Raw genomic sequence first — 18,812 nt, forward strand, 5'->3', positions numbered from 1 at the left:
TAAGAGACAGGGCCAGGTACCTACGTTTAAACGTAGGTACCTGGCCGAAACGTAGGTTTCTGCGGTGACCGGGCCGGCGCGGGGATCGGCGCTGAAACAGTACCGGGGGAATTGCGCTGCCGTGGCCGCCGTCAGTCGCGGCCGTAGGGGTTGTCGCTGGAACGACCGGCCGTGCCGCCGCTGCCTGCGCTTCCAGTGGCACCGCCGTTACCAGCGCCGCCGCCCGCCGAGCCGCCGTTGCTCGAATCGCCGTCGGTCGCGCCGCCGTTGCCGGTGCCTCGATCGGTTGCGCCGCCGCCCGCCGCGCCGCCGTTGCCAGCACCACCGTTGCCCTTCGCGTGGCGCCCGGTCTCGCCGCGGTTGAACAGGCCGGCGGTGCCCTTCAGGCCGGTCTTGCCCATCTCGCCGAGGTGGCTCATGGTCTCCGGGTCGAAGGCCTTGTTCACCAGGCCGATCGCCCGTCCGGTCAGCTCCTCGGTCTGGGCCTTGCGCGCCAGCCGCACCTCCATCAGGCGCTCTTCCTCGAGGATCTTCTGCCGCGCCGCGCGCTCCTGCTCGGCGGCCTTGCGCTCGGCGGCGCGGAGCTTTTCCGACGACCGCAGCTCGCGCAGCCGCTGCCGCTCCACGGACTGGGGGCTGGGGACGTGCCAGGAGTCGGGGCCGATCTTCATCACGTAGAGCATCAGCCACACCGTCGGGATGAGCAGCAGCAGCACCGCGGGCAGGGGAGATGCCACCATCGCGGACAGGAGGATGGTGCCTGCGGCGGACCCGACCGTCGTCAAGCCGAGCAGCCCCAACCTGGTCTTCTTGCCGTGTTGGTAGGCGGCGTCGATCTCCTCGCCGGCGTAGAGCTTCGCGGGCGCCTGCCCGGGCAGACCGCCCCTGCGGGATGCAGGGAGGTCGTCGAAAAGCGGGAGGAGTTCGGTGCCGGTCTGGGCGCATGCGACCTGCTGGACGCGCTCGTCGTATTCGTCGATGGTCAGGCGCCCTTCGGAGAAGGCGCGGCCGAGGCTGGCCATCGCCGCCTCGCGTTCGGCGTCGCTGATGCGGTAGTTCGCGCCGTTGCTGCCGTGGTTGCCGTTGCTGACCGTCATGCGGTCGATGATATCGCCTCGGGTCGCCGGGACTCGGGGCGCAGTGTCGGGTCGGAGCGCTGGCGGGCCGGGCTCACGGTTCCGTGGGAGAGACGGCATCGCGGCCTGCGTCGCGGCCTGCGCCGAGATTCACGCTGAGGTCCACGGCGAGGCCCGCCTCGATACCCGCGATGATGAATTCCACTTTCGCGTCGAGTCGTCCCCGGACGAGCCATGAGCGATCCGGTGGGACGTGGGTGCGGCCCCCGCTTTTCGACGCCTCGGCCAACAGCTTGTCCACCGCCTGGTCCAATCCGCTGCGCCCGGGTGAGATTTCGCGGCGCATGGCGGCGATGGACACGTGCGTCATCAAGATGGTGTCACCGAGGAAATCGAGGACGAAATCGAGCGCCCCGCCATCCCCGGGAAATCCCGCCGCCATCACCGAGTCGGCGAGTTCCCGGAAATATCGTTGGGCCGCCGCGTGGGCGCCCGGGTAGTCCATGATGGCGCGGTCGACGCCGGGGTGGTTTTCCAGCAGCGCCCACATCGTGTCGACGTAGTGGCGCAGCTGATCGGGCCACGGCAATTCCGCCGGCGGCGCCACCAGGGAATCAGCGGTGCGGGCGAGGGAGAGTTCGACAAGGTCGGAGCGGGATTCCACGATCCGGTAGAGCGATGGCGTGGACACCCCCAGCTCTTTGGCGACGGCACCGAGGGTGAAGGAATCCAGGCCTAGCTCCAGTGCCGCGTCGATGGCGTCGTCTGCGGTGAAGCGGGGTTTCGGGCCGGTGCGGCGGCCGCCGGCCGGGCCCCCGCCAATGGAGGTGGGCATGGTCCCAACTGTAATGGTGCCGGCGGCCGCGGCCGGATCAACCGGCCGCCAGGGACCACCCGGACGCGGCGGCGCGACGATCCCAGAAGGTGCGGTACGCCCCACCTGCGGCATGGAGTTGGGCGTGGGTGCCCCGCTCGGCGATGCCGCCGGCGTCGTCGAGGACGATGATTTCGTCCGCCGCCATCACCGTGTCGAGTTTGTGGGCGATGACGATGAACGTGGACTTCTTGCGCAGCTCCTCGACGGAAGCGAGGATGTTGGACTCGTTTTCCGCGTCGAGTGCGCTGGTCGCTTCGTCGAAAAGCACGATCGGCGAGTTCTTCAGCAGCGCCCGTGCGATGGAGACCCGCTGGCGTTCGCCGCCCGACAGCGACCGGCCGCCTTCACCGACCCGGCTGGCCCAACCGTCGGGCAGGCGTTCGGCGATGGAGGTCACGCCGGCGAGGTCGGCGGCCGCGCGGACCTCGGCGTCCGTGGCGCCGTCGCGGCCCACCCGGATGTTGGCCTCGAGGGAGTCGTCGAACAGGTAAACGTCCTGGAACACCATCGATAGTTGCGCCATGAGCTGCTCGGTGGTCTGGTCGCGCACGTCGGCGCCGCCGACCCGGACCGCCCCGGAATCGACGTCCCAGAACCGGGAGATCAGCCGGGCCACGGTGGTTTTTCCGGAACCCGATGGCCCGACCAGCGCGGTCATGGTGCCGGGGGCGACGGTGAAGGACAGGTCCGACAGCACCGGCCCCGACGCGTCGTAGCCGAACCCGACACCGTCGAATTCGACGCGTCCGGGGGCGCCCAGGGAGGCCGCGGCGCCGGCGGAGGGCGTCGGCAGCGTCGGCTCGGCCAAGATCGCCGACAACTCCGCCAGCGGTGCGCGGCCCATGTCGAGGCCGATGAACTCCGCACCGAGGTCGTCGAGGATCCGGGTGAAGCGCAGTGCGATGCCGATGAAGGCGATGGTTTCGATCGGGCCCAGCGACCCGTCGACGACGAGGCCCGCCGCGACGGTGATGAGCGTGACGACGACCGCCTGCACGACGATGCCGTTGAGCACCAGCGGCACCATGCTCAGCCACATTTCGGCGACTCGTGCGCGGTCATTGTCCTTGGCTGCCCGGAGCAGCGGCGCGAAATCCGCGGAGCGCCCGGCGGCGCGCAGTGCCGGCTGGCAGGCGGCGTACTCGACGATGCGGTTGGCCAGCTCGCGTTCCGACGGCTGCACCCGCGCCGAGGCAGTGCGCTTGATCGACTGCGCGATGACCATCACCGCGACCGTGATGGGCGCGGCAACGGTGAGGATCAGGCCAAGGCGGGGATCCCAGAACCACGTGCCGACGACGATGACGGCCAGCGCCGCGGCGTTGGCCGCCACGGTAGCCATGATGTGGGCGAACGCGCTGGCCGCGGCCATGAAGCCGTCCGACACCAGCCGGGACAACCCGCCCGTGCGGTCGGGCCGGAACCATCCCAGGGGCAGGGACGCCAGGGCTTCGCCGATGGCGCCGTGGGCGCGGCGGATGAACTCCAGAGTCGACGAGTAGCCGTTGATCGTGGACAGGTATCGGGCCGTGGCGCCCACGGCGGCCAGCGCGGCGAGGACCACCAGCCACCCACCGACGCCGAGGCCCCACACGGGGGCACCGGTGCCCAGCGACGACGACGCCGGCAGCAGGACGATGAGGGCCGCGCCATCGGCGAGCCCCGACACCAGCGTCCATGCGAGGGATGTCCGGCGCAGCCTTCGGCCCTCCGCACCGAACAACCCGCCACTGGCATTCAGCAGCAGGGGATCCTTCAGCACGGAAAGCGGGGAGGTGGAATCGGGGCGTTTGACGGCCGGCCGCCGGGGCGCGCGCCGGGTGGCCGTGGAGGGCTCAGACATGCTTCGGGGCCTTTCGGTTCATCAATTCATGGACGGCGCCGGCGGTGACGGCGTCTCCGGACAGGACGTCGGCGATGCGGCCGTCGACGAGCAGTGCGATCTGGTCGACGCCGCGGACGGACTCGGGTTTATGTCCGATGACCAGTACGGTCCGGCCGACGACGAGTCGGTTGAGCGCCGCCTGGATCTCCGCTTCGCAGTCGGGGTCGGTGGCGGCGGTGGCCTCGTCGAGGATGAGGATCGGCGCGTCGGCCAGCAATGCCCTGGCGATGGCGATGCGCTGGCATTGGCCACCGGACAGATGCGCGTCCTCGCCGACGACGGCGTCGAGGCCGCGCGGCAGCGCCTCGACGTCATCGGCGATGCGGGCAGAGCGGGCGGCGGCGATGATCTCCTCGTCGGTGGCGCCGGGCTTGGCCAGTGCAATGTTGTCGCGGATGCTGATGCGCGGCAGCTGGGGGTCCTGCAGCACGAAGGACACGGTCCGGTAGAGCTCGGCGGTGGGCAGGTGGCGGATGTCGACGCCCCCTATCTCCACCGAGCCTTCGTCGGGGTCCTGGAAGCGCGCGACCATCGTCGCCAGCGTCGACTTTCCCGACCCCGACGGCCCGACTAGCGCCGTGACCGTGCCCGGCGCCAACCGCAGCGTCACGTCCGACAGTGCCCTGGTGTTCCCGTAGGAGAACCCGACGCCGCGGAACTCCACGCCGTTGTCGCGGGGAGCGGGTGCACGGGGAGGGGCGCCGGCGTCGTCGGAAAGCGATCCTTCCCTCGTGCGACCCGCGTCCGGTGCCGACAGTTCGGGACCGTCGAGGATTTCGGTGATGCGCAGGGCCGCATTGCCGGCGAGCTGGTACGACCAGGCGGTGGTGCCGAGCTTCTGGACCGCGCCGGGCACGACCAGGGCGATGAGCGTCGTGGTGAGCACCTGCACCGGCGACACGATGCCCGCGGCCACCAGGGCCGCGCCACCGGCGACGTTGACCAGCACCAGCAGCGCCACCGAGACGACGGATTCGGACAAGGCGGATACGCGCATGAGCGGGCCCACCCAGGTCAGGTAGAAGTCGGAGAACGAGCGCGCGGCATCACGGTAGCGGCGGTGTGCCTCGCCGGTGCGCCCGAAGGCCTTGACCACGGCGATTCCGTCGGCGAATTCCACGGCGGTGGAGGACACCCGGCCGAGGTGGGTGTCCATCTCGGCCGTCTTCGTTCCCATTCCGCGCATGCCCCACGCCTGCACGAGCGCGTAGAGGGGCAGCGTCGCCAGCGCCAGCAGCCCGAGTCGCCAATCCACGGTGAACGCGTAGCCGAGCAGCATCACCGGGGTGATGATGGCCACCGTCGTCTCCACCGGCGCATGCGCCACGAGGATGTGGAGGGTGCGGGTGTCGTCCTGGATGGCCTTGCGCACCTGGCCGGACGTCGCGTCGGAGAACCACGACAGCGGTGCCCGTGAGATGCGGTCGAGGATGCGGCGGCGCAGGACCGACCCGAGTGCGAGATCCGCGAAATGCGTCAGCGCCAGTGCCGCGAACAGCAGCGCGAGTTGGCCGAGGAACGTGGCCAGCAGGAACTTCACCACGGGGTCGGTGTCCGCGGAGTCGACGGGTACGCCGGCGCGGTGGGCCTCGAGGAGGATCTCGCCGAGCCGCACCAGCGCCACGTACGGCGCGATGGACAACAGGGCGGATGCGGCGCCGAGGATGCGCCCGGCGAGCAGGCGGCCCCGGATGGGACGGAGGAGCTCGCCGAGCGCGGCGTTGGCCGCCGTTCGCTTGTCGACGGTGCCGGCGTGGACTTCAGCTGTCATGGTCGGTCCCTTCCGGGGCGGACGACGCCCCGCAGTCGTTGGTGGGGTCGCTCCCGGGAATCGCCGGGGCGTGGTTGATCGCGGGGTCTGAGAGGTCGATGACGTGATCTGCGCAGGCGTCGATGAGCTCGTCGTCGTGGGTGATGACGATGACCACCGCGCCTGCGTCCGCAAGCCCGCGCATGTGGCCGGCGATGGCGGTGAGGTGATCGAGGCCGACCCCCGACGTCGGCTCGTCGAGGATGTGGATGCGCTTGTCCTGCACCGACGCCGAGGCGATGACCAGGCGTTGGCGTTGCCCGCCGGACAACGAATGCGGGTGGCGGTCGCCGAGCCCGGAGAGGTCGAACTCCGCCAGCACGGACGGCACGTCGACGGTGCCGCGGCGGTGTCGCGGCAACCCGAGCGTGACCTCTTCTGCGACGGATTCGGCGAAGAGCTGGCGGCCGGTGTCCTGCATGACCATGTACCCCTCTCGGCGCAGGGCCTTCGCGGACGCCGGGGCGCCGTCGAACTCGACGGTGCCGCCCTTCTCCGGCGACGACAGTCCGCACGCGATTCGGGCCAGCGTGGACTTTCCGGCCCCGTTGGGCCCGGTCAGCGCCGTGACCCGGCCGGCGGGGAAAGCCAGGTGGGGGATGTCGAGCACCCTCCGGTGGCCGTAGGAGAAGCGGACGTCGCGCAGGACCAGTCCGGAAGTCGGGCCGGATCCGTCATCGGTGCCGGCTGCCGCCGCATCGGGGTTACGGCGGCCCCGTGGAGCCGACGCCTGGGGCGGGCCGAGCCGGCGCAGCCCGGCGTCCCGCCGTTCGGCGTCGGGCATGCCGAAGAACTCGTCGCCGGTGAACGTCCGGGCGACGGCGCCGTCGCGCAGGAGCACCACGCGATCGGCAAGGCCGGCGAGGAAATGCAGCCTGTGCTCGGCGACCACGATGGCATTGCCGTCGTCCTTGAGGCGGGCGATGATCCCCCTCAATTCCCGGATCCCGGACGGGGATAGGTTGGACGTCGGCTCGTCGAAAAGCAGGGTCCGTGCACCGGAGGCCATCGCGCATGCGCAGGCCACCCGCTGCAGTTCGCCGCCCGACAGGCCGGCGAGGTCGCGGCCGAGCAACGGGCCGATGCCCGTGGCCGCGGCGGCGTCGGCGATGCGGCGGCGAATGACGCCCGGATCGACGCCGAGATTTTCCGGCGCGAAAGCCAGATCGCCGAGGACCGTGGGAGTGAAGAACTGCGTGCGCGGATTCTGGAACACCGTCGCAGTCGACCCCGCGGCCGCGTGCAGGGGCGAGGCGGGGACATCGAGATCGCCGACGCGCACCCCGCCGGAGAGGCGGCCCCGGTGGAAATGGGGGATCAGCCCATTGAGCAGGCGCAGAGCCGTCGACTTGCCCGACCCTGAAGGTCCGCACAGCACCGTCACCGTGCCCGGTTCGGCAGTGAAGGAGACATCGTCGATGCCGCCCGACTCGGAAATGACGTCCTCGGGGCCGGTGGCGTAGCGGAAGGTGGCGCCGGTCACGTGGGACCCGGCCATGGTGGTCGAGGTGCCGCTCACGAGGTGCCCCCGATTCCGTAGGCGCCGGCGCCGGGGCCGAAGGACAGGGCGACGACGGCGATGACGCCGGCGAGCACTGCGGCGTCGGAAAGCCGGAAGGCGAGGCGGGTGATGGTGGTCGGGCGCGCCGGGCCCCCGAGGCCGCGGATCATGGCGGAGGCCGCGAGTTCGTCGCCCGTGCGCACCACCGTCGACAGCAGCGGGATCAGCGCCATTTCACCCGTGCGCACCGGGTGGGCGAGGAATGAACCGACGCCCGGGCGCAGGCCGCGCAGAGTCATGGCGTCGCCGATGGCGCGGGCCTCGGTGATGATCACCGGGATGATCCGCAGCACCACCGCCAAGGGGATGACCAGGAAGTTCGGGGCCCGCAGTGCCCGCAATCCGGCGGTGAGCTCCGTCGGGCGGATTACCGCGATGGCGTAGGCGCCGAGCCCGATGCACACGGCGAAGCGGGCGCACCAGAAACCGATGGCCACCAGCGCCGCGGCGCCGGTCGAGGCGAGGAACGTGGGCACCATGAGGAACAGTGCCGTGAACGCGGCGAACGCGATGGCGAAAACCCCCGCATGCCGCAGTGCCCGCGGCCGGCCCGTCGTGGCGAGCAGAACGGTGACCAGGATGCCCGCCGCCACAACGCCCGCGAAGGCGCCGCGGCCGAGGACGGTGCCGTTGATGACGGCGACGGCCAGCAGGATCGTCCGGGGATCCGGCGTGGCCCTGGTGGCGCCGAGTTCCGGCGCGATCCCGGGAATCGCCGCCGTCACGCCAGGCCCGCCCGGGAGAAGTGGCGGCGGCCGACCCGGACGCCCAGGATGCCGCCGAGCCAGGCCAGGATGAACACGACGATGGCCCAGGCGCCGATGATCCACGGCTGGAACAGTTCGCGCATCGAGGCGACGTAGTCGGCGCCCATTTGCGCGGACAGCTGCTCGTAGTATTCGTCGGCGGCGAAGAGAATCGGGAACAGCGGCACGATCAGCCACAGCGAGAAGATGGCGTAAACCAGGGGCACCCCGAGCGAGGGACGGCCGCGGAGCCGTCCGAGCAGGAGGTCGCAGACGACGCCGATGACGAGCAGCGCCGGGATCAGGTAGATGGGGTGGCCGGTGGCGACCCACAGGATGGACAGGATGACGCTGAGCAGCGTCATGGCCCCGAAGCGCGGCGTGCGAGCGATGAAGAGGGCGATGACGATGCCGTTGAGGATCAGCCCCGCCGCCCACCCGACGAACATGAGGATCGGGTTGATGAACCCGATCATCCCGGTGGCGAAGAAGACCACGTAGTAGAGCGCGGTGAATATGCCGACGTTGATGAAGTCGCGGGTGGTCATGCGGTTGCCGCGGGTCTCCGTCGCCGTGGTCGCCGTGGTCGATCCCGTGGGGCCCGTCGTCGCGCCCGTCCCGGTCGGTGTGGTGCTGGTCATGCGCATTCCCTTCTGGTGGGGTGGCGGCAGCGGCCGCGATCGACGGGCCGTGCCTGGCTTAGGTAAGGCGAGGGTAACACTGAAGGGCTTAAAGTGTTATTGGTCGCGGGGTGCTGCGGGGACCGCCCTACACTTGGCCACCATGGGAAAGAAGAAGCGCCCCGTTGCCGAGCCCGCCCCGTACGTCGCGCCGTTGTTCGACGCGCATACGCACCTCGCGTCGTGTGGTGCGCGGGATGAGGCGTCGATCGCCGCCTTGATGGACCGCGCGATGGCCGCGGGCGTGGCGGGCGTGTGCACGATCGGCGATGGGTTGCCGGAGACGGAGTTGGCCGTCGCGGCGTCGCGCGCGCATCCGCGGGTGTGGGCGGCTGCGGCGATTCATCCGACCAGGGCCCATGAGCTTGACGACGACGCCCGGGCGCGCCTCACCGCCATGGCCTCGGAGGAGCGGGTCGTCGCCATTGGGGAGACCGGCCTGGACGAGTATTGGATCGGGAAGATGGACGACTGTGCGCCGCTGGACGTGCAGATCGAAGCGCTGCAGTGGCACATGGGGTTGGCGGAATCGGTGGACAAGCCGCTGATGATCCACAACCGCGAGGCCGACGAGAACCTGATGCGCGAGCTGGACGGTTTCGGCGGGACGGTGATCCTGCATTGCTTCAGCTCGCCGATCGCGGTGGCGCGCGAGGCGCTGGAGCGGGGATACGTGCTGTCGTTCACGGGCAACGTGACGTTCAAGCGCAACGCGGACCTGCGGCTCGCGGTGGAGGAGGCGCCGGCGGAGCAGCTGCTGGTGGAAACCGATGCGCCGTACATGACCGCCGAGCCGTACCGCGGGGCGCGCAACGAGTCGGCGTTCGTCGGTTGGCAGGCCCGCTGCATGGCGGAGGCCCGCGGGGTGCCGGCCGAGGAGATGGCCGCTCAACTCACCGCCAATGCCGAGCGGATCTACGGCATCGAGGTGCCGGCGCTGTAACGGGCGGTCGCGTCGCAAAGCAATTGCATGCGGTGCTGTCACATCAACCACAGTTGCCCCAGTGGTTCCACCAAATGGGGGTGTGTAACGCTGCGATTACGGCAACTGTGGCGCGAATTACTCCCGATTTGCCGATCAACCTGGGCATTTGGTGGACTTTGATGCGATCTTTACCGTAACGTGACCGCAGTACTTCCACCGGGGTGCACTTTTCGCCGCCCGCACCAGCCCGTGCCGGAGCGCGCCCGCCATGCCCGACCATGCCCGCCAGCAGCCCGACCGCAGCCCCCGGGGAACTTCGAGAGGAACCGCAGCACCGTGACCAAGCACTCCAAGAGCCACGTCAACCCGCTCAACAACAAGGCCACCACGACCAAGCGCGTCGCCACCGGTGGCCTTCTCGTCGCCCTCGTCGCCGGCGGCGGCACCGCCGCAGCGGCCCAGAAGAGCGTCACCGTCGACGTCGACGGCGAGATCCAGCAGGTCTCCACCATCTTCGGCGACGACGACCGCATCCTGGACAAGGTCGGCGTCGAGGTCGGCGACGGCGACCAGGTCATCCGCCAGGGCGAGATCACCGACGGCGGCAAGCTGGTCTACCGCTCCGCGAAGCCGGTGTCGCTGACCATCGACGGCGTGACCACCGAGACCACGTCGACGGCCCTGACCGTCGAGGAGCTGATCGATTCGCTGCCGCAGCTCGGCGCGGCCGACACCGTCAAGGCCCCGACGTCGCAGCGCATTCCGGCCGAGGGCATCGAGCTGGACATCGTCACGGCCAAGGAGATCCTCCTCAACGACTCCGGCCGCGAGGGGCGCCTGCAGATGGCCGTGGCCACCGTCGCCGACGTGCTGGAGCAGCGCGGCATCGAGCTGGGCGAGGGCGAGACCGTCACCCCGGCGCCGGAGACCCCGGTCACCGAGGGCATGCGCGTCGACGTCTCCCGCGTCATCGAGCAGGTGCTCACCGAGGACGTCGAGATCGCCTCCCCGGAGGAGATCATCGAGGATCCGGAGATGTTCGACGACGAGCGCGTCGTGGAAACCCAGGGCACCCCGGGCACCAAGCTGGTGCAGGTCAAGGTCCTGTCCCGCGATGGCCAGGAGCTGTCGCGCGAGGTGCTCAAGGAAGAGGAGAAGGCCGCCGCGACGCCGACCACCGTCCGCCAGGGCACCAAGCCGCGCCCGGGTGCGGCCCCGGCCGTGTCCAACGGCTCCACCTGGGACGCGCTGGCGCAGTGCGAGTCCGGCGGCGACTGGCACATCGACACCGGCAACGGCTACTCCGGTGGCTTGCAGTTCCACCCGCAGACCTGGACCGGCCACGGTGGCGGCCAGTACGCGCCGACCGCGGGCCAGGCGACCCGCGAGCAGCAGATCGCCGTGGCGGAGAAGGTCCGCGCGTCGCAGGGTTGGGGCGCCTGGCCGGCGTGCTCGGCCTCCCTGGGGCTGCTCTAAGTGACCGAGGTGCGTCTCCTCGGCCCCGTCGAGGTGCGGCAGTTGGCTGCGGAGCTGGATCTGCAGCCGACGAAGAAGCTCGGCCAGAACTTCGTCCATGACCCGAACACGGTGCGGCGCATCGTCGCCGCCGCCGACCTGTCGCCGGACGACTACCCCGTCGAGGTCGGCCCCGGGCTGGGGTCGCTGACCCTGGGCCTGCTGGAGCACTGCGGCCGCGCCGCCGCCGTCGAGATCGACCCGCGCCTGGCGCAGCGCCTGCCGAAGACGGTGGGGGAGTTCGCGCCGGGGCGCCACCTGAATCTGGTGCTCAAGGACGCGATGACGGTGACGCGGGACGACATCGTCGGCAAGCAATCCAATGCCGCGGGCGAGGGCGACGCGGAGTTCCCCGAGCCGACCGCGCTGGTGGCGAACCTGCCGTACAACGTGTCCGTGCCGGTGCTGCTGCACATGCTGCGCGAGTTCTCGTCGATCCGGCGCGTGCTGGTGATGGTGCAGCTGGAGGTCGCCGAGCGCCTGGCCGCGCAGCCGGGGTCGAAGATCTACGGCGTGCCCAGCGTCAAGGCCGCCTTCCACGGCAGCGTGCGGCGCGCCGGCACCGTCGGCCCGAACGTGTTCTGGCCGGTGCCGAAGGTCGACTCGGGCCTGGTGCGCATCGACGTCTTCGGCGTACCCGGCCCGGATGGCGGGGACTCGCCCGCCGGCGACGCCCCGTGGCCCGTCACCGACGAGGCCCGCGCGACGGTGTGGCCGCTCATCGACGCCGCGTTCGCGCAGCGCCGCAAGACCCTCCGCGCGGCGCTGTCCGGCGTGTACGGGTCGGGCGCGGCGGCCGAGGAGGCGCTCGTCGCCGCCGGCATCGACCCGAAGCTGCGGGGCGAGAAGCTGGGCGTGGCGGACTTCGTCAGGCTCGCCGGACTGTAGTCGGGCTGCCGTAGCCACGAGCAGCCCCGCGCCAGCGGCCCGATATCGGCGCTGGTCAGGTGCGATGAATCTCCACCGGCCAGCCGGAACACCCCGTGTGCTCCACTGTCGGCATGACCGACAACACGAATGACCCCGATCAGCTCCGCCTCGACGATGGCTTCACCTCCGAGTGGCGGGTCGAGGTGGCCTTCCGCACGGAGCGACCGTTCGACGACGACGATCTCGACGAGATCCTCGGTGCCCTGCGCGCCGTGTACGGATCGTCGGTGATGATGACGCCCGGCGGCCACGACGGCTCGACGGTGCTGTCCTTCTGGGCGGATTCCGGAGCCGAGGCCGCCGGCGAGGCCGTCGCGTTCGTCGAGTGGGCGCTGTCGCCGATTCTCGGCCGCGTGACGGTGACCCGGGCCGAGCCGACGCTGGTCAACGCCTGGTCCGGGCCCGACGATGATCCGATCCGCGTGGCATTGCGCGCGCTGGAGGCCGATCGCGCGGCCGAGGCGCGGGGCGAGGTCCCGGTGCTTGACGACGGTCTGCGAGCGGCCTTCATCCGCGCCCGCGGCGGATTCGACCCGGCCTTCCCCGAGGTGAAGCGCCAGCGGATCCGGGCGGTGTGGGTGGAAGACGCCGACATTCTCGAGGCGGTCGCCGACACCGGCTGGGAACCGGGGCGGCCCTTCATCGGAGGCGGAGATGAGGATGAGGACGGTGACGAGTTCGATGGGGGCAATGAGGACGAAAACCTCTCGTGACCTTGAATGTTCGACTGGCGGGCCGAGTTCCGGCCAGGCCATCCGGAGCGTGTTCTAGCTTGGGGCCATGACTTTCACGGATGAAAACACCGACCGACCGTTCACCCGCGCAGAGGAGTTCCGCGACGTGCTCGCCGACGCCTGCGCCGACGACTCCTTCGCCGACAGCGGGCTGATCTGCCCGGACGCCGACCTCGATTTCGGGGCCGATGATCTGGGGCTGTGCGACGCCTTCGACGTCGTCGAGGAAATGCGCGGCGAACTGCGCAATCTCCGCTACGTATGGCGCGACGACGACGGCACCCGGGTCACGCTCGTGGCCGACTCGGGGGAGATGCTGACGCTGTCGTACACCGTCATCGAGCGCCGCCATCGTTTCGGGCGGACGCGCGCCGCTGGAGCCGGCTGGGAGGTGGCGGCCTTCGGCGCCGACGGGTTCCCGGTGCCGGTGGGCGTGGCCAAGCCGGGCGCGACGCCGGCGATGACGAAGACGGTGACGACGGCGGACGAGGTGCGCAAGACCGTCGCGCGGATGGTCGCGGGGTGGGTGTCCGACGAGATGCGCCGGATGCGCGCCCGGCGGCGCGCTCAGATGGGGCGGCTGACGGAGAACAACCGGGCGAAGGCGATCGCATGGCTCGAGGACATCCACCGTGCGCTGGAATCCGGGGACCGGGAATCTCACCGCGGTGACCTCGACGGATATCACTGGCTCGATGGGTTCGACGAACCGGAGGTGGCGTACGCGGTGGTCCGGTACCGGATGAATGGCCGTGACGTGCTCCGGGTGATGTGGCTTGATCTGACGGACCTGGCGGACCTCGGCGCCGGCGAGGCTGATCTCAAGGCCTGCCGGGTGGCCAGCGCCGAGGCGGCCGAGTTCATCGGCGACGACGGCGTGCGGGCGATCATCGAGTGGGACGACGAGAACTCGACCCCGGCGGATTGGACTGCGGCATGACGGTCATGGACGTGTGGCGGGTACGGGTCGGATTCCGGCTTTCGGCTGAGCCAACCGGGAAAAACTCGGCCGGGAACAAGTCCGCCGGCGAGAGTCTGGTCGCAGTCACTCTCGCCCCGGAGCTGGAACGCCACCTCAAGCGGTTTCCCGGTGCGGGGTTCGAGTTCGATGCCGCGTCGAACGCCGGAGCAGTCGACGTGGTCGTGGAAGGCCCCTCCGGCCACTGGGGATCACCCGACGCGGACCATGCCGCTGCCGTGGCCGCCGGCATCGTCGACGATGTCGCCGGCGCCGTACTTAAGGCGCCGTCGGCAGTGCTGCAGGCGCCTTCGGTGACGGTTCCGAAAGCACCGTTGGCGGAGCTGCAGATGCCCTTGGCGACCGTGGCGACGACCGTCATCGGCGACGCGGAGATCGTGCCAGCGGTCGTCGTGTGGGGCGGTGCGGACCACGATGCGCCGATTCCCGACTCGGAACGGCACCGCTTCCTGCGCCGCCGTGGCCTGTTCGGTGACCGGGCGCGGACGGCGGAAAGGCGGGAAACGCTCGACTTCTGGCACGACGACGTGGACGTGAAAACCGCGATCACGGCAGGGTTTTAGCGCTCGTGGCCCGTCCATCGCGCCGTCGCGGACGAGATCGTTGTGGCGGGCCGAGAGTGAGCTGAAGCGAGTCTGGATCGGGCGTGTATCGGGCCCGAATTGGATCCGGATTGGGGCAGGAAAGGGAACGTGAATCTCCGCAGCGGAGGCTCCCCTTCCTTGTCATTGCAGGTCAGGTGGCTATTCTGGGGATTGTCAGATACGCGGAGATACCCAAGACCGCTTCGTGCCCTTTAGGAGACCCGCTCATGTCCATCACCAAGATTTCCTCCTGCACCACCACCGCCTGCTCCTTCAACAACGGCGGCTGCACCGCATTCGCCGTGAACGTCGGAGGCGACGGCGACGCCTCCTGCACCACCTTCGCCACGGTCGACCTCCGGGCCGGCCTCGCCGATGCCGCCGGCCAGGTCGGAGCGTGCAAGCGCTTGGACTGCAGCCACAACGACGACCTCATGTGCGGGTTGGCCGACATCTCGGTCACCGGTGACACCGCACTGTGCGCCAGCTACGAGGCGCGCTGACACGGTTCACGACCGGGTCGACACTGAGGCTGCACCGGGCCGACACGGTCCCGAATCGGCCTGGCTCCCATCGGAAATGGAAAACGCGCGGGGTTCGGCGACGAACCCCGCGCGTTCCCTCGTCCCGGTGTCAGATACGCGGTGACGCGTGCCGGGCCGAGGTTCTGGCGGCCAACGCGGACACCGCGCCGGCCAAGTCCGAAAAGTCCCGGATGGCCTCCGGGAAGTACACGAAAACACTGGTCAAGCGGTTCCCGTACACGGTGGACAACATCAGCCCACTCGTGTCGATGTCCGCGACCCACACGTCGCCGCCCATGGCATCGCCGGCGTGCATCGCGGCGGAGGCGTCCAACTCGAACTCCGAGCAGCGGAATCCGGGAATGAAGCCGACCAGGGCGTCGGAAAGCAGAAGCCCGAGCTGGGCCTGCGACAAGTTGCCGACGACGTCGCGCGCATCGACCTCCCGGGCCGCGAGCTCCACTTCCTCGCGCACCGGCCGCAGTTCGTCGACGGGAAGCTTCACGACGCCCGACGGCCCGTGCACGAGGGCCTTCTCCAGCTCCACGACGCCCAGGGCGTACATGCCGTCCTCGCTGCTCAGCCAGCGGACCTTCCCCAAAGCGTGCAGGCCCGCGACGGTGATGTCGGCGGAGACCTCGGGGGCCTTCTTCACGCCGTCGATGCGGACATCGGCATCGCCGAAGAATACCGCGTCGGCGGCGGGGCACACGACGATGAGTCGGCCTCCATCGCTCAACCGATGCGACACGACCGGGATCGTGGCAGTGGCATCGGCCCGATACGGCGCCAGCGACAGGGCCCCGGCTCCGCCGAGAATCCGGCGGCCGAGGCCCTGGCCATGCGAAACTGCGGAATCCATGGAACCTCCATTGGGTCTAGGTGAGGCTAGCCTAAAGACAGTGTCTTTGGCTGTCAATGGAGGGGGTGGTCGTACTTAGGTGGACTCCAGGCCCAGCACCCGGCCGACGTGCCAGGCCAACGGCAGCTCCGCGAGCTGCTCGCGGGTGGCCCACAGATAATCGGAATGCTCGCGGGTCAGCACGACGTCTTTCTCGGTGTTATCCGCCTCTCCATGCGCCCCGGCATCGTCGTCACGCTCGTGGGCCTCGAAGGTGACGATGTGATACCGGAAATCCCCGCCATTGGTGTCGGGATTCGACCAATGCGCGACCTCCCGGCCGAGGGTGCCGACCAGCCCGGTCTCCTCGGTCATCTCGCGCAGTGCGGCGACATCGGGTTCCTCGCCCGGCTCGCTCTTGCCGCCCGGCAGATCCCACTGGTCGCCGAGGTACCCGCCGGGGGAGCGGCGCAGCACCAGCAGGCGGTCGCCGCGGCGGACCAGCACATTGCAGACCCACCCATCGTCGTCCGGCCATTCGGACAGCAGGGCCGTGCCCGCGGGCTCGCGGCGGCTCGAAGCCGGCTTGTCGTGGTGGCGGTCGTCGATCATGAGGAAATCTTAAGTCCGCGCCCCGAAGTGGGCACAACTCGCGCGTCCGCGATGAGCACACCCGCAACGCCCCTGCTCGCGCGGCCGCCATCGATAACTATCCAATAAAGATCTCCCTGTGGAAACAGTGACGGCCGTACACTGAGAAATGGCTTATCAAATCCGCTACACGAGGAGCTGATGGAACCATGACGGCGTCGCCGGGAAGATCCCCGACCGGGGATCGGGAAGGGCGGGGCCGACGGCCTCGCCCGCGAACATCGTGGAAAAAGAAATCCGCCGCGCTGCTCGCCGCGCTGACCATCGGCTCGCCGATGCTCGCGGCCTGCGGCACCGACGACGGCGGCCCCACCGTCCTGCGGTTCATGGGGCCGGCCGACGGCGTCGACCAGTACACGGCCGCCGCGCAGAAATGCTCCGAGCAGGCCGACGGGCGCTACACCATCGAGTACGACGTCTCCGCCAAGCAGACCGACGACCAGCGCCTGCAGCTCGCGCGCCGCATCGTCGGCGGCGATGACTCATTCGACATCATGGGCCTCGACGTCACGTGGACCGCCGAGTTCGCCGAAGCGGGGTGGGCGGTCGAGTTCCCGCAGGACGTCGCAAAGCGGGTCGAGGACGGCACCCTGTCCGGCCCGATGGAAACCGCCACGTGGGACGACAAGGTCTATGGCGCTCCGCTGAACACGAACACGCAGCTCATGTGGTACCGCAAGTCGCTGATGCCGCAGGGCCCCGACGGTCAGCCGCAGCCCCCGGCGACGTGGGAGGAGATCGCCGCACTCGGCGGCCAGCTCGCCGACGAGGGCAAGCCGTCCTACGTCGGCGTGCAGGCCGCGCAGTTCGAGGGCATCGTCGTCTGGTTCAACTCCATGCTCGAGGCCGCCGGCGGCAGCATCGTCGACGAGACCGGCCGCGAGGCCACCATCGACGAGGGCGACGCCGCCCAGCGCGTGCTCGCGGCCATGAAGGCCGTGGCCACCGCGAAGGGCGCCGACCCGTCGACTTCCCAGCTCGACGAGAACATGGCGCGCCTGGCCTTCGACCGCGGCGACGCGTTCATGCAGGTCAACTACCCGTTCGTATACGCGGGCCTCAAGGAGAAGGCCGAGGGCGGGGACGCCCGCGCCAAGGAGGCCTTCGACGACCTCGGCTGGACGGTCTACCCCGGCATGGACGCCGGCGAACCGTCCAAGGCGACGATCGGCGGCCTGAACATCGCCGTGCCGTCGACGTCGAAGAACCAGGAGCTGGCCTTCGAGGCCATCGAGTGCCTGCGCAACGAGGAAAACCAGATGCACAACGCGCTCACCGGCGGCCTGCCCCCGACGCTGACCAGGCTCTACACCGAAGCATCCGACGAGTTCATCGAGGAGTACCCCTTCTACCGGGAGATCTTCGAGTCGCTGAACACCCTCGACCCGGCCGACCTCGGCCCCGAGGAGCAGAGCCTGCTTCCCGACGAACGCCGCGTCTCCGTCGCGGTCCGCCCGGCCTCGCCGGCGTATCAGTCCGTGTCGATCCTCCTCGCCTCGCGGCTCAGCCCGCCCGGCGACATCGACCCCGAGTCCCTCGTCCCCGAACTGGCGGAAGAGATCGACCGGGCCATCAAGTCCGAAGGGTTGGTGCCGTGATGAGTGGCCAAGTGAAGTACTCCGACGGCCGCAAGGCCGAGCGCCGCCTGGGCATGATGCTGGTCGCCCCCGCGGTGATCCTCATGCTGCTGGTCACCGCGTACCCGATCATTTACGCGGTCTGGCTGTCGATGCAGCGTTACGACCTGCGTTTCCCGGCCGACCGCGAGTTCGTGGGCGTGGACAACTACGCCGCGGTGCTGTCGTCGGGCTACTGGTGGGAGTCGCTGTGGGTGACGGTGTTCATCACGGTCATCTCGGTGATCATCGAGTTCGTGCTCGGCCTGGCCATCGCGATGGTCATGCACCGCGCGATCTTCGGCCGCGGCATCGTCCGCACGGTGGTGCTGGTGCCGTACGGCATCGTCACCGTCGCCGCCGCCTATTCGTGGAATTACGCGTGGACGCCGGGCACCGGCTACCTGGCCAATTTGCTTCCCGACGGCTCGGCGCCGTTGACCGAGCAGTGGCCGTCGATCTTCATCATCATCCTGGCGGAGGTGTGGAAGACCACGCCGTTCATGGCCCTGCTGCTGTTGGCGGGCCTGGCGCTGGTTCCGGATGACGTGCTCAAGGCCGCGGCGCTGGACGGCGCGGGTTTCTGGCACCGGCTGTTCAAGATCACGCTGCCGCTGATGAAGCCGTCGATCGTGGTGGCGCTGCTGTTCCGCACGCTCGACGCGTTCCGCGTGTTCGACAACATCTACATCCTGACCAAGGGCAACAACGGCACCGGCTCGGTGTCGATCCTCGGCTACAACAACCTGTTCAAGGCGTTCAACCTGGGCATCGGCTCCGCCATTTCGGTGCTGATCTTCCTGTGCGTGGCCGTCATCGCATTCATCTTCGTCAAGGGGCTCGGCGCATCGACCCCGGGCAACGGGAAGGAGTGATCC

General features: G+C 69.5%; 18 protein-coding genes. 9 read left to right on the plus strand and 9 right to left on the minus strand.

The annotated features are described in order from the left end of the window. Positions 1-131: 131 nt before the first annotated feature. From ACFWGD_RS10970 to ACFWGD_RS11000, 7 genes are all read right to left on the minus strand, one after another. The gene (locus ACFWGD_RS10970; protein WP_377778738.1) at positions 132-1,097 is read right to left on the minus strand and encodes a DUF1707 domain-containing protein; all 966 of its coding nucleotides are present in this window, start codon (positions 1,095-1,097) and stop codon (positions 132-134) included. Positions 1,098-1,170: 73 nt separating this feature from the next. After that, on the minus strand, positions 1,171-1,911 hold the full coding sequence (locus tag ACFWGD_RS10975) for a TetR/AcrR family transcriptional regulator (protein WP_377778739.1): 741 nt from the start codon (positions 1,909-1,911) through the stop codon (positions 1,171-1,173). A 37-nt stretch (positions 1,912-1,948) separates the two neighbouring features. Further along, positions 1,949-3,796 carry an ABC transporter ATP-binding protein gene (locus ACFWGD_RS10980; RefSeq protein WP_377778740.1) on the minus strand — a complete coding sequence of 616 codons (1,848 nt, stop codon included), beginning with the start codon at positions 3,794-3,796 and terminating at the stop codon, positions 1,949-1,951. Continuing rightward, positions 3,789-5,609, minus strand: a complete 1,821-nt coding sequence (locus tag ACFWGD_RS10985; RefSeq protein ID WP_377778741.1) for an ABC transporter ATP-binding protein — start codon at positions 5,607-5,609, stop codon at positions 3,789-3,791. Before ACFWGD_RS10985 ends, ACFWGD_RS10980 begins: the two co-directional genes overlap by 8 nt. After that, positions 5,599-7,167, minus strand: a complete 1,569-nt coding sequence (locus ACFWGD_RS10990; RefSeq protein ID WP_377778742.1) for an ABC transporter ATP-binding protein — start codon at positions 7,165-7,167, stop codon at positions 5,599-5,601. Before ACFWGD_RS10990 ends, ACFWGD_RS10985 begins: the two co-directional genes overlap by 11 nt. Further along, positions 7,164-7,934 (minus strand): energy-coupling factor transporter transmembrane component T, encoded by a 771-nt coding sequence (locus ACFWGD_RS10995; protein ID WP_377778743.1) that lies wholly within the window; start codon positions 7,932-7,934, stop codon positions 7,164-7,166. The genes ACFWGD_RS10990 and ACFWGD_RS10995 overlap by 4 nt, the downstream gene beginning before the upstream one ends. Then, positions 7,931-8,596 carry an MptD family putative ECF transporter S component gene (locus tag ACFWGD_RS11000; protein ID WP_377778744.1) on the minus strand — a complete coding sequence of 222 codons (666 nt, stop codon included), beginning with the start codon at positions 8,594-8,596 and terminating at the stop codon, positions 7,931-7,933. The genes ACFWGD_RS10995 and ACFWGD_RS11000 overlap by 4 nt, the downstream gene beginning before the upstream one ends. A 142-nt stretch (positions 8,597-8,738) precedes the next feature. On the opposite strand from ACFWGD_RS11000, the gene ACFWGD_RS11005 reads away from it, so the two are divergent. The 7 genes from ACFWGD_RS11005 (at position 8,739) to ACFWGD_RS11035 (ending at position 14,805) form a co-directional block, all read left to right on the plus strand. After that, positions 8,739-9,578, plus strand: coding sequence for a TatD family hydrolase (locus tag ACFWGD_RS11005; protein ID WP_377778745.1), 840 nt, complete (start codon positions 8,739-8,741; stop codon positions 9,576-9,578). A 318-nt stretch (positions 9,579-9,896) separates the two neighbouring features. After that, positions 9,897-11,036: a transglycosylase family protein gene (locus ACFWGD_RS11010; protein ID WP_377778746.1), complete on the plus strand. Its 1,140-nt coding sequence runs from the start codon at positions 9,897-9,899 to the stop codon at positions 11,034-11,036. Beyond that, positions 11,037-11,963 carry a 16S rRNA (adenine(1518)-N(6)/adenine(1519)-N(6))-dimethyltransferase RsmA gene (rsmA, locus tag ACFWGD_RS11015; RefSeq protein ID WP_377778747.1) on the plus strand — a complete coding sequence of 309 codons (927 nt, stop codon included), beginning with the start codon at positions 11,037-11,039 and terminating at the stop codon, positions 11,961-11,963. Positions 11,964-12,076: 113 nt separating this feature from the next. Further along, a complete protein-coding gene (locus ACFWGD_RS11020) occupies positions 12,077-12,718 on the plus strand; it encodes a hypothetical protein (RefSeq protein WP_377778748.1) in 642 nt (213 codons plus the stop codon). A gap of 67 nt (positions 12,719-12,785) precedes the next feature. Next, positions 12,786-13,679: a hypothetical protein gene (locus ACFWGD_RS11025; protein WP_377778749.1), complete on the plus strand. Its 894-nt coding sequence runs from the start codon at positions 12,786-12,788 to the stop codon at positions 13,677-13,679. Beyond that, entirely contained in the window at positions 13,676-14,281 is a 606-nt protein-coding gene (locus ACFWGD_RS11030) for a hypothetical protein (RefSeq protein ID WP_377778750.1), read from the plus strand. The genes ACFWGD_RS11025 and ACFWGD_RS11030 overlap by 4 nt, the downstream gene beginning before the upstream one ends. Positions 14,282-14,529: 248 nt before the next feature. Further along, positions 14,530-14,805, plus strand: a complete 276-nt coding sequence (locus tag ACFWGD_RS11035; protein WP_377778751.1) for a DUF1540 domain-containing protein — start codon at positions 14,530-14,532, stop codon at positions 14,803-14,805. Positions 14,806-14,935: 130 nt separating this feature from the next. Here ACFWGD_RS11035 and ACFWGD_RS11040 read toward each other — a convergent pair whose 3' ends face one another. Both ACFWGD_RS11040 and ACFWGD_RS11045 read right to left on the minus strand, forming a co-directional pair. Beyond that, the gene (locus ACFWGD_RS11040) at positions 14,936-15,688 is read right to left on the minus strand and encodes a hypothetical protein (protein WP_377778752.1); all 753 of its coding nucleotides are present in this window, start codon (positions 15,686-15,688) and stop codon (positions 14,936-14,938) included. A gap of 75 nt (positions 15,689-15,763) precedes the next feature. Further along, entirely contained in the window at positions 15,764-16,279 is a 516-nt protein-coding gene (locus tag ACFWGD_RS11045; RefSeq protein ID WP_377778753.1) for an NUDIX hydrolase, read from the minus strand. A 188-nt stretch (positions 16,280-16,467) separates the two neighbouring features. Between ACFWGD_RS11045 and ACFWGD_RS11050 the strand changes: the two genes are divergently transcribed. Then, positions 16,468-17,916 (plus strand): extracellular solute-binding protein, encoded by a 1,449-nt coding sequence (locus tag ACFWGD_RS11050; protein WP_377778754.1) that lies wholly within the window; start codon positions 16,468-16,470, stop codon positions 17,914-17,916. Further along, on the plus strand, positions 17,916-18,809 hold the full coding sequence (locus ACFWGD_RS11055) for a carbohydrate ABC transporter permease (RefSeq protein ID WP_377778755.1): 894 nt from the start codon (positions 17,916-17,918) through the stop codon (positions 18,807-18,809). The genes ACFWGD_RS11050 and ACFWGD_RS11055 overlap by 1 nt, the downstream gene beginning before the upstream one ends. Positions 18,810-18,812: the final 3 nt, after the last annotated feature.

It is taken from the genome of Corynebacterium sp. NPDC060344, assembly GCF_042725215.1.
GTDB lineage: Bacteria > Actinomycetota > Actinomycetes > Mycobacteriales > Mycobacteriaceae > Corynebacterium.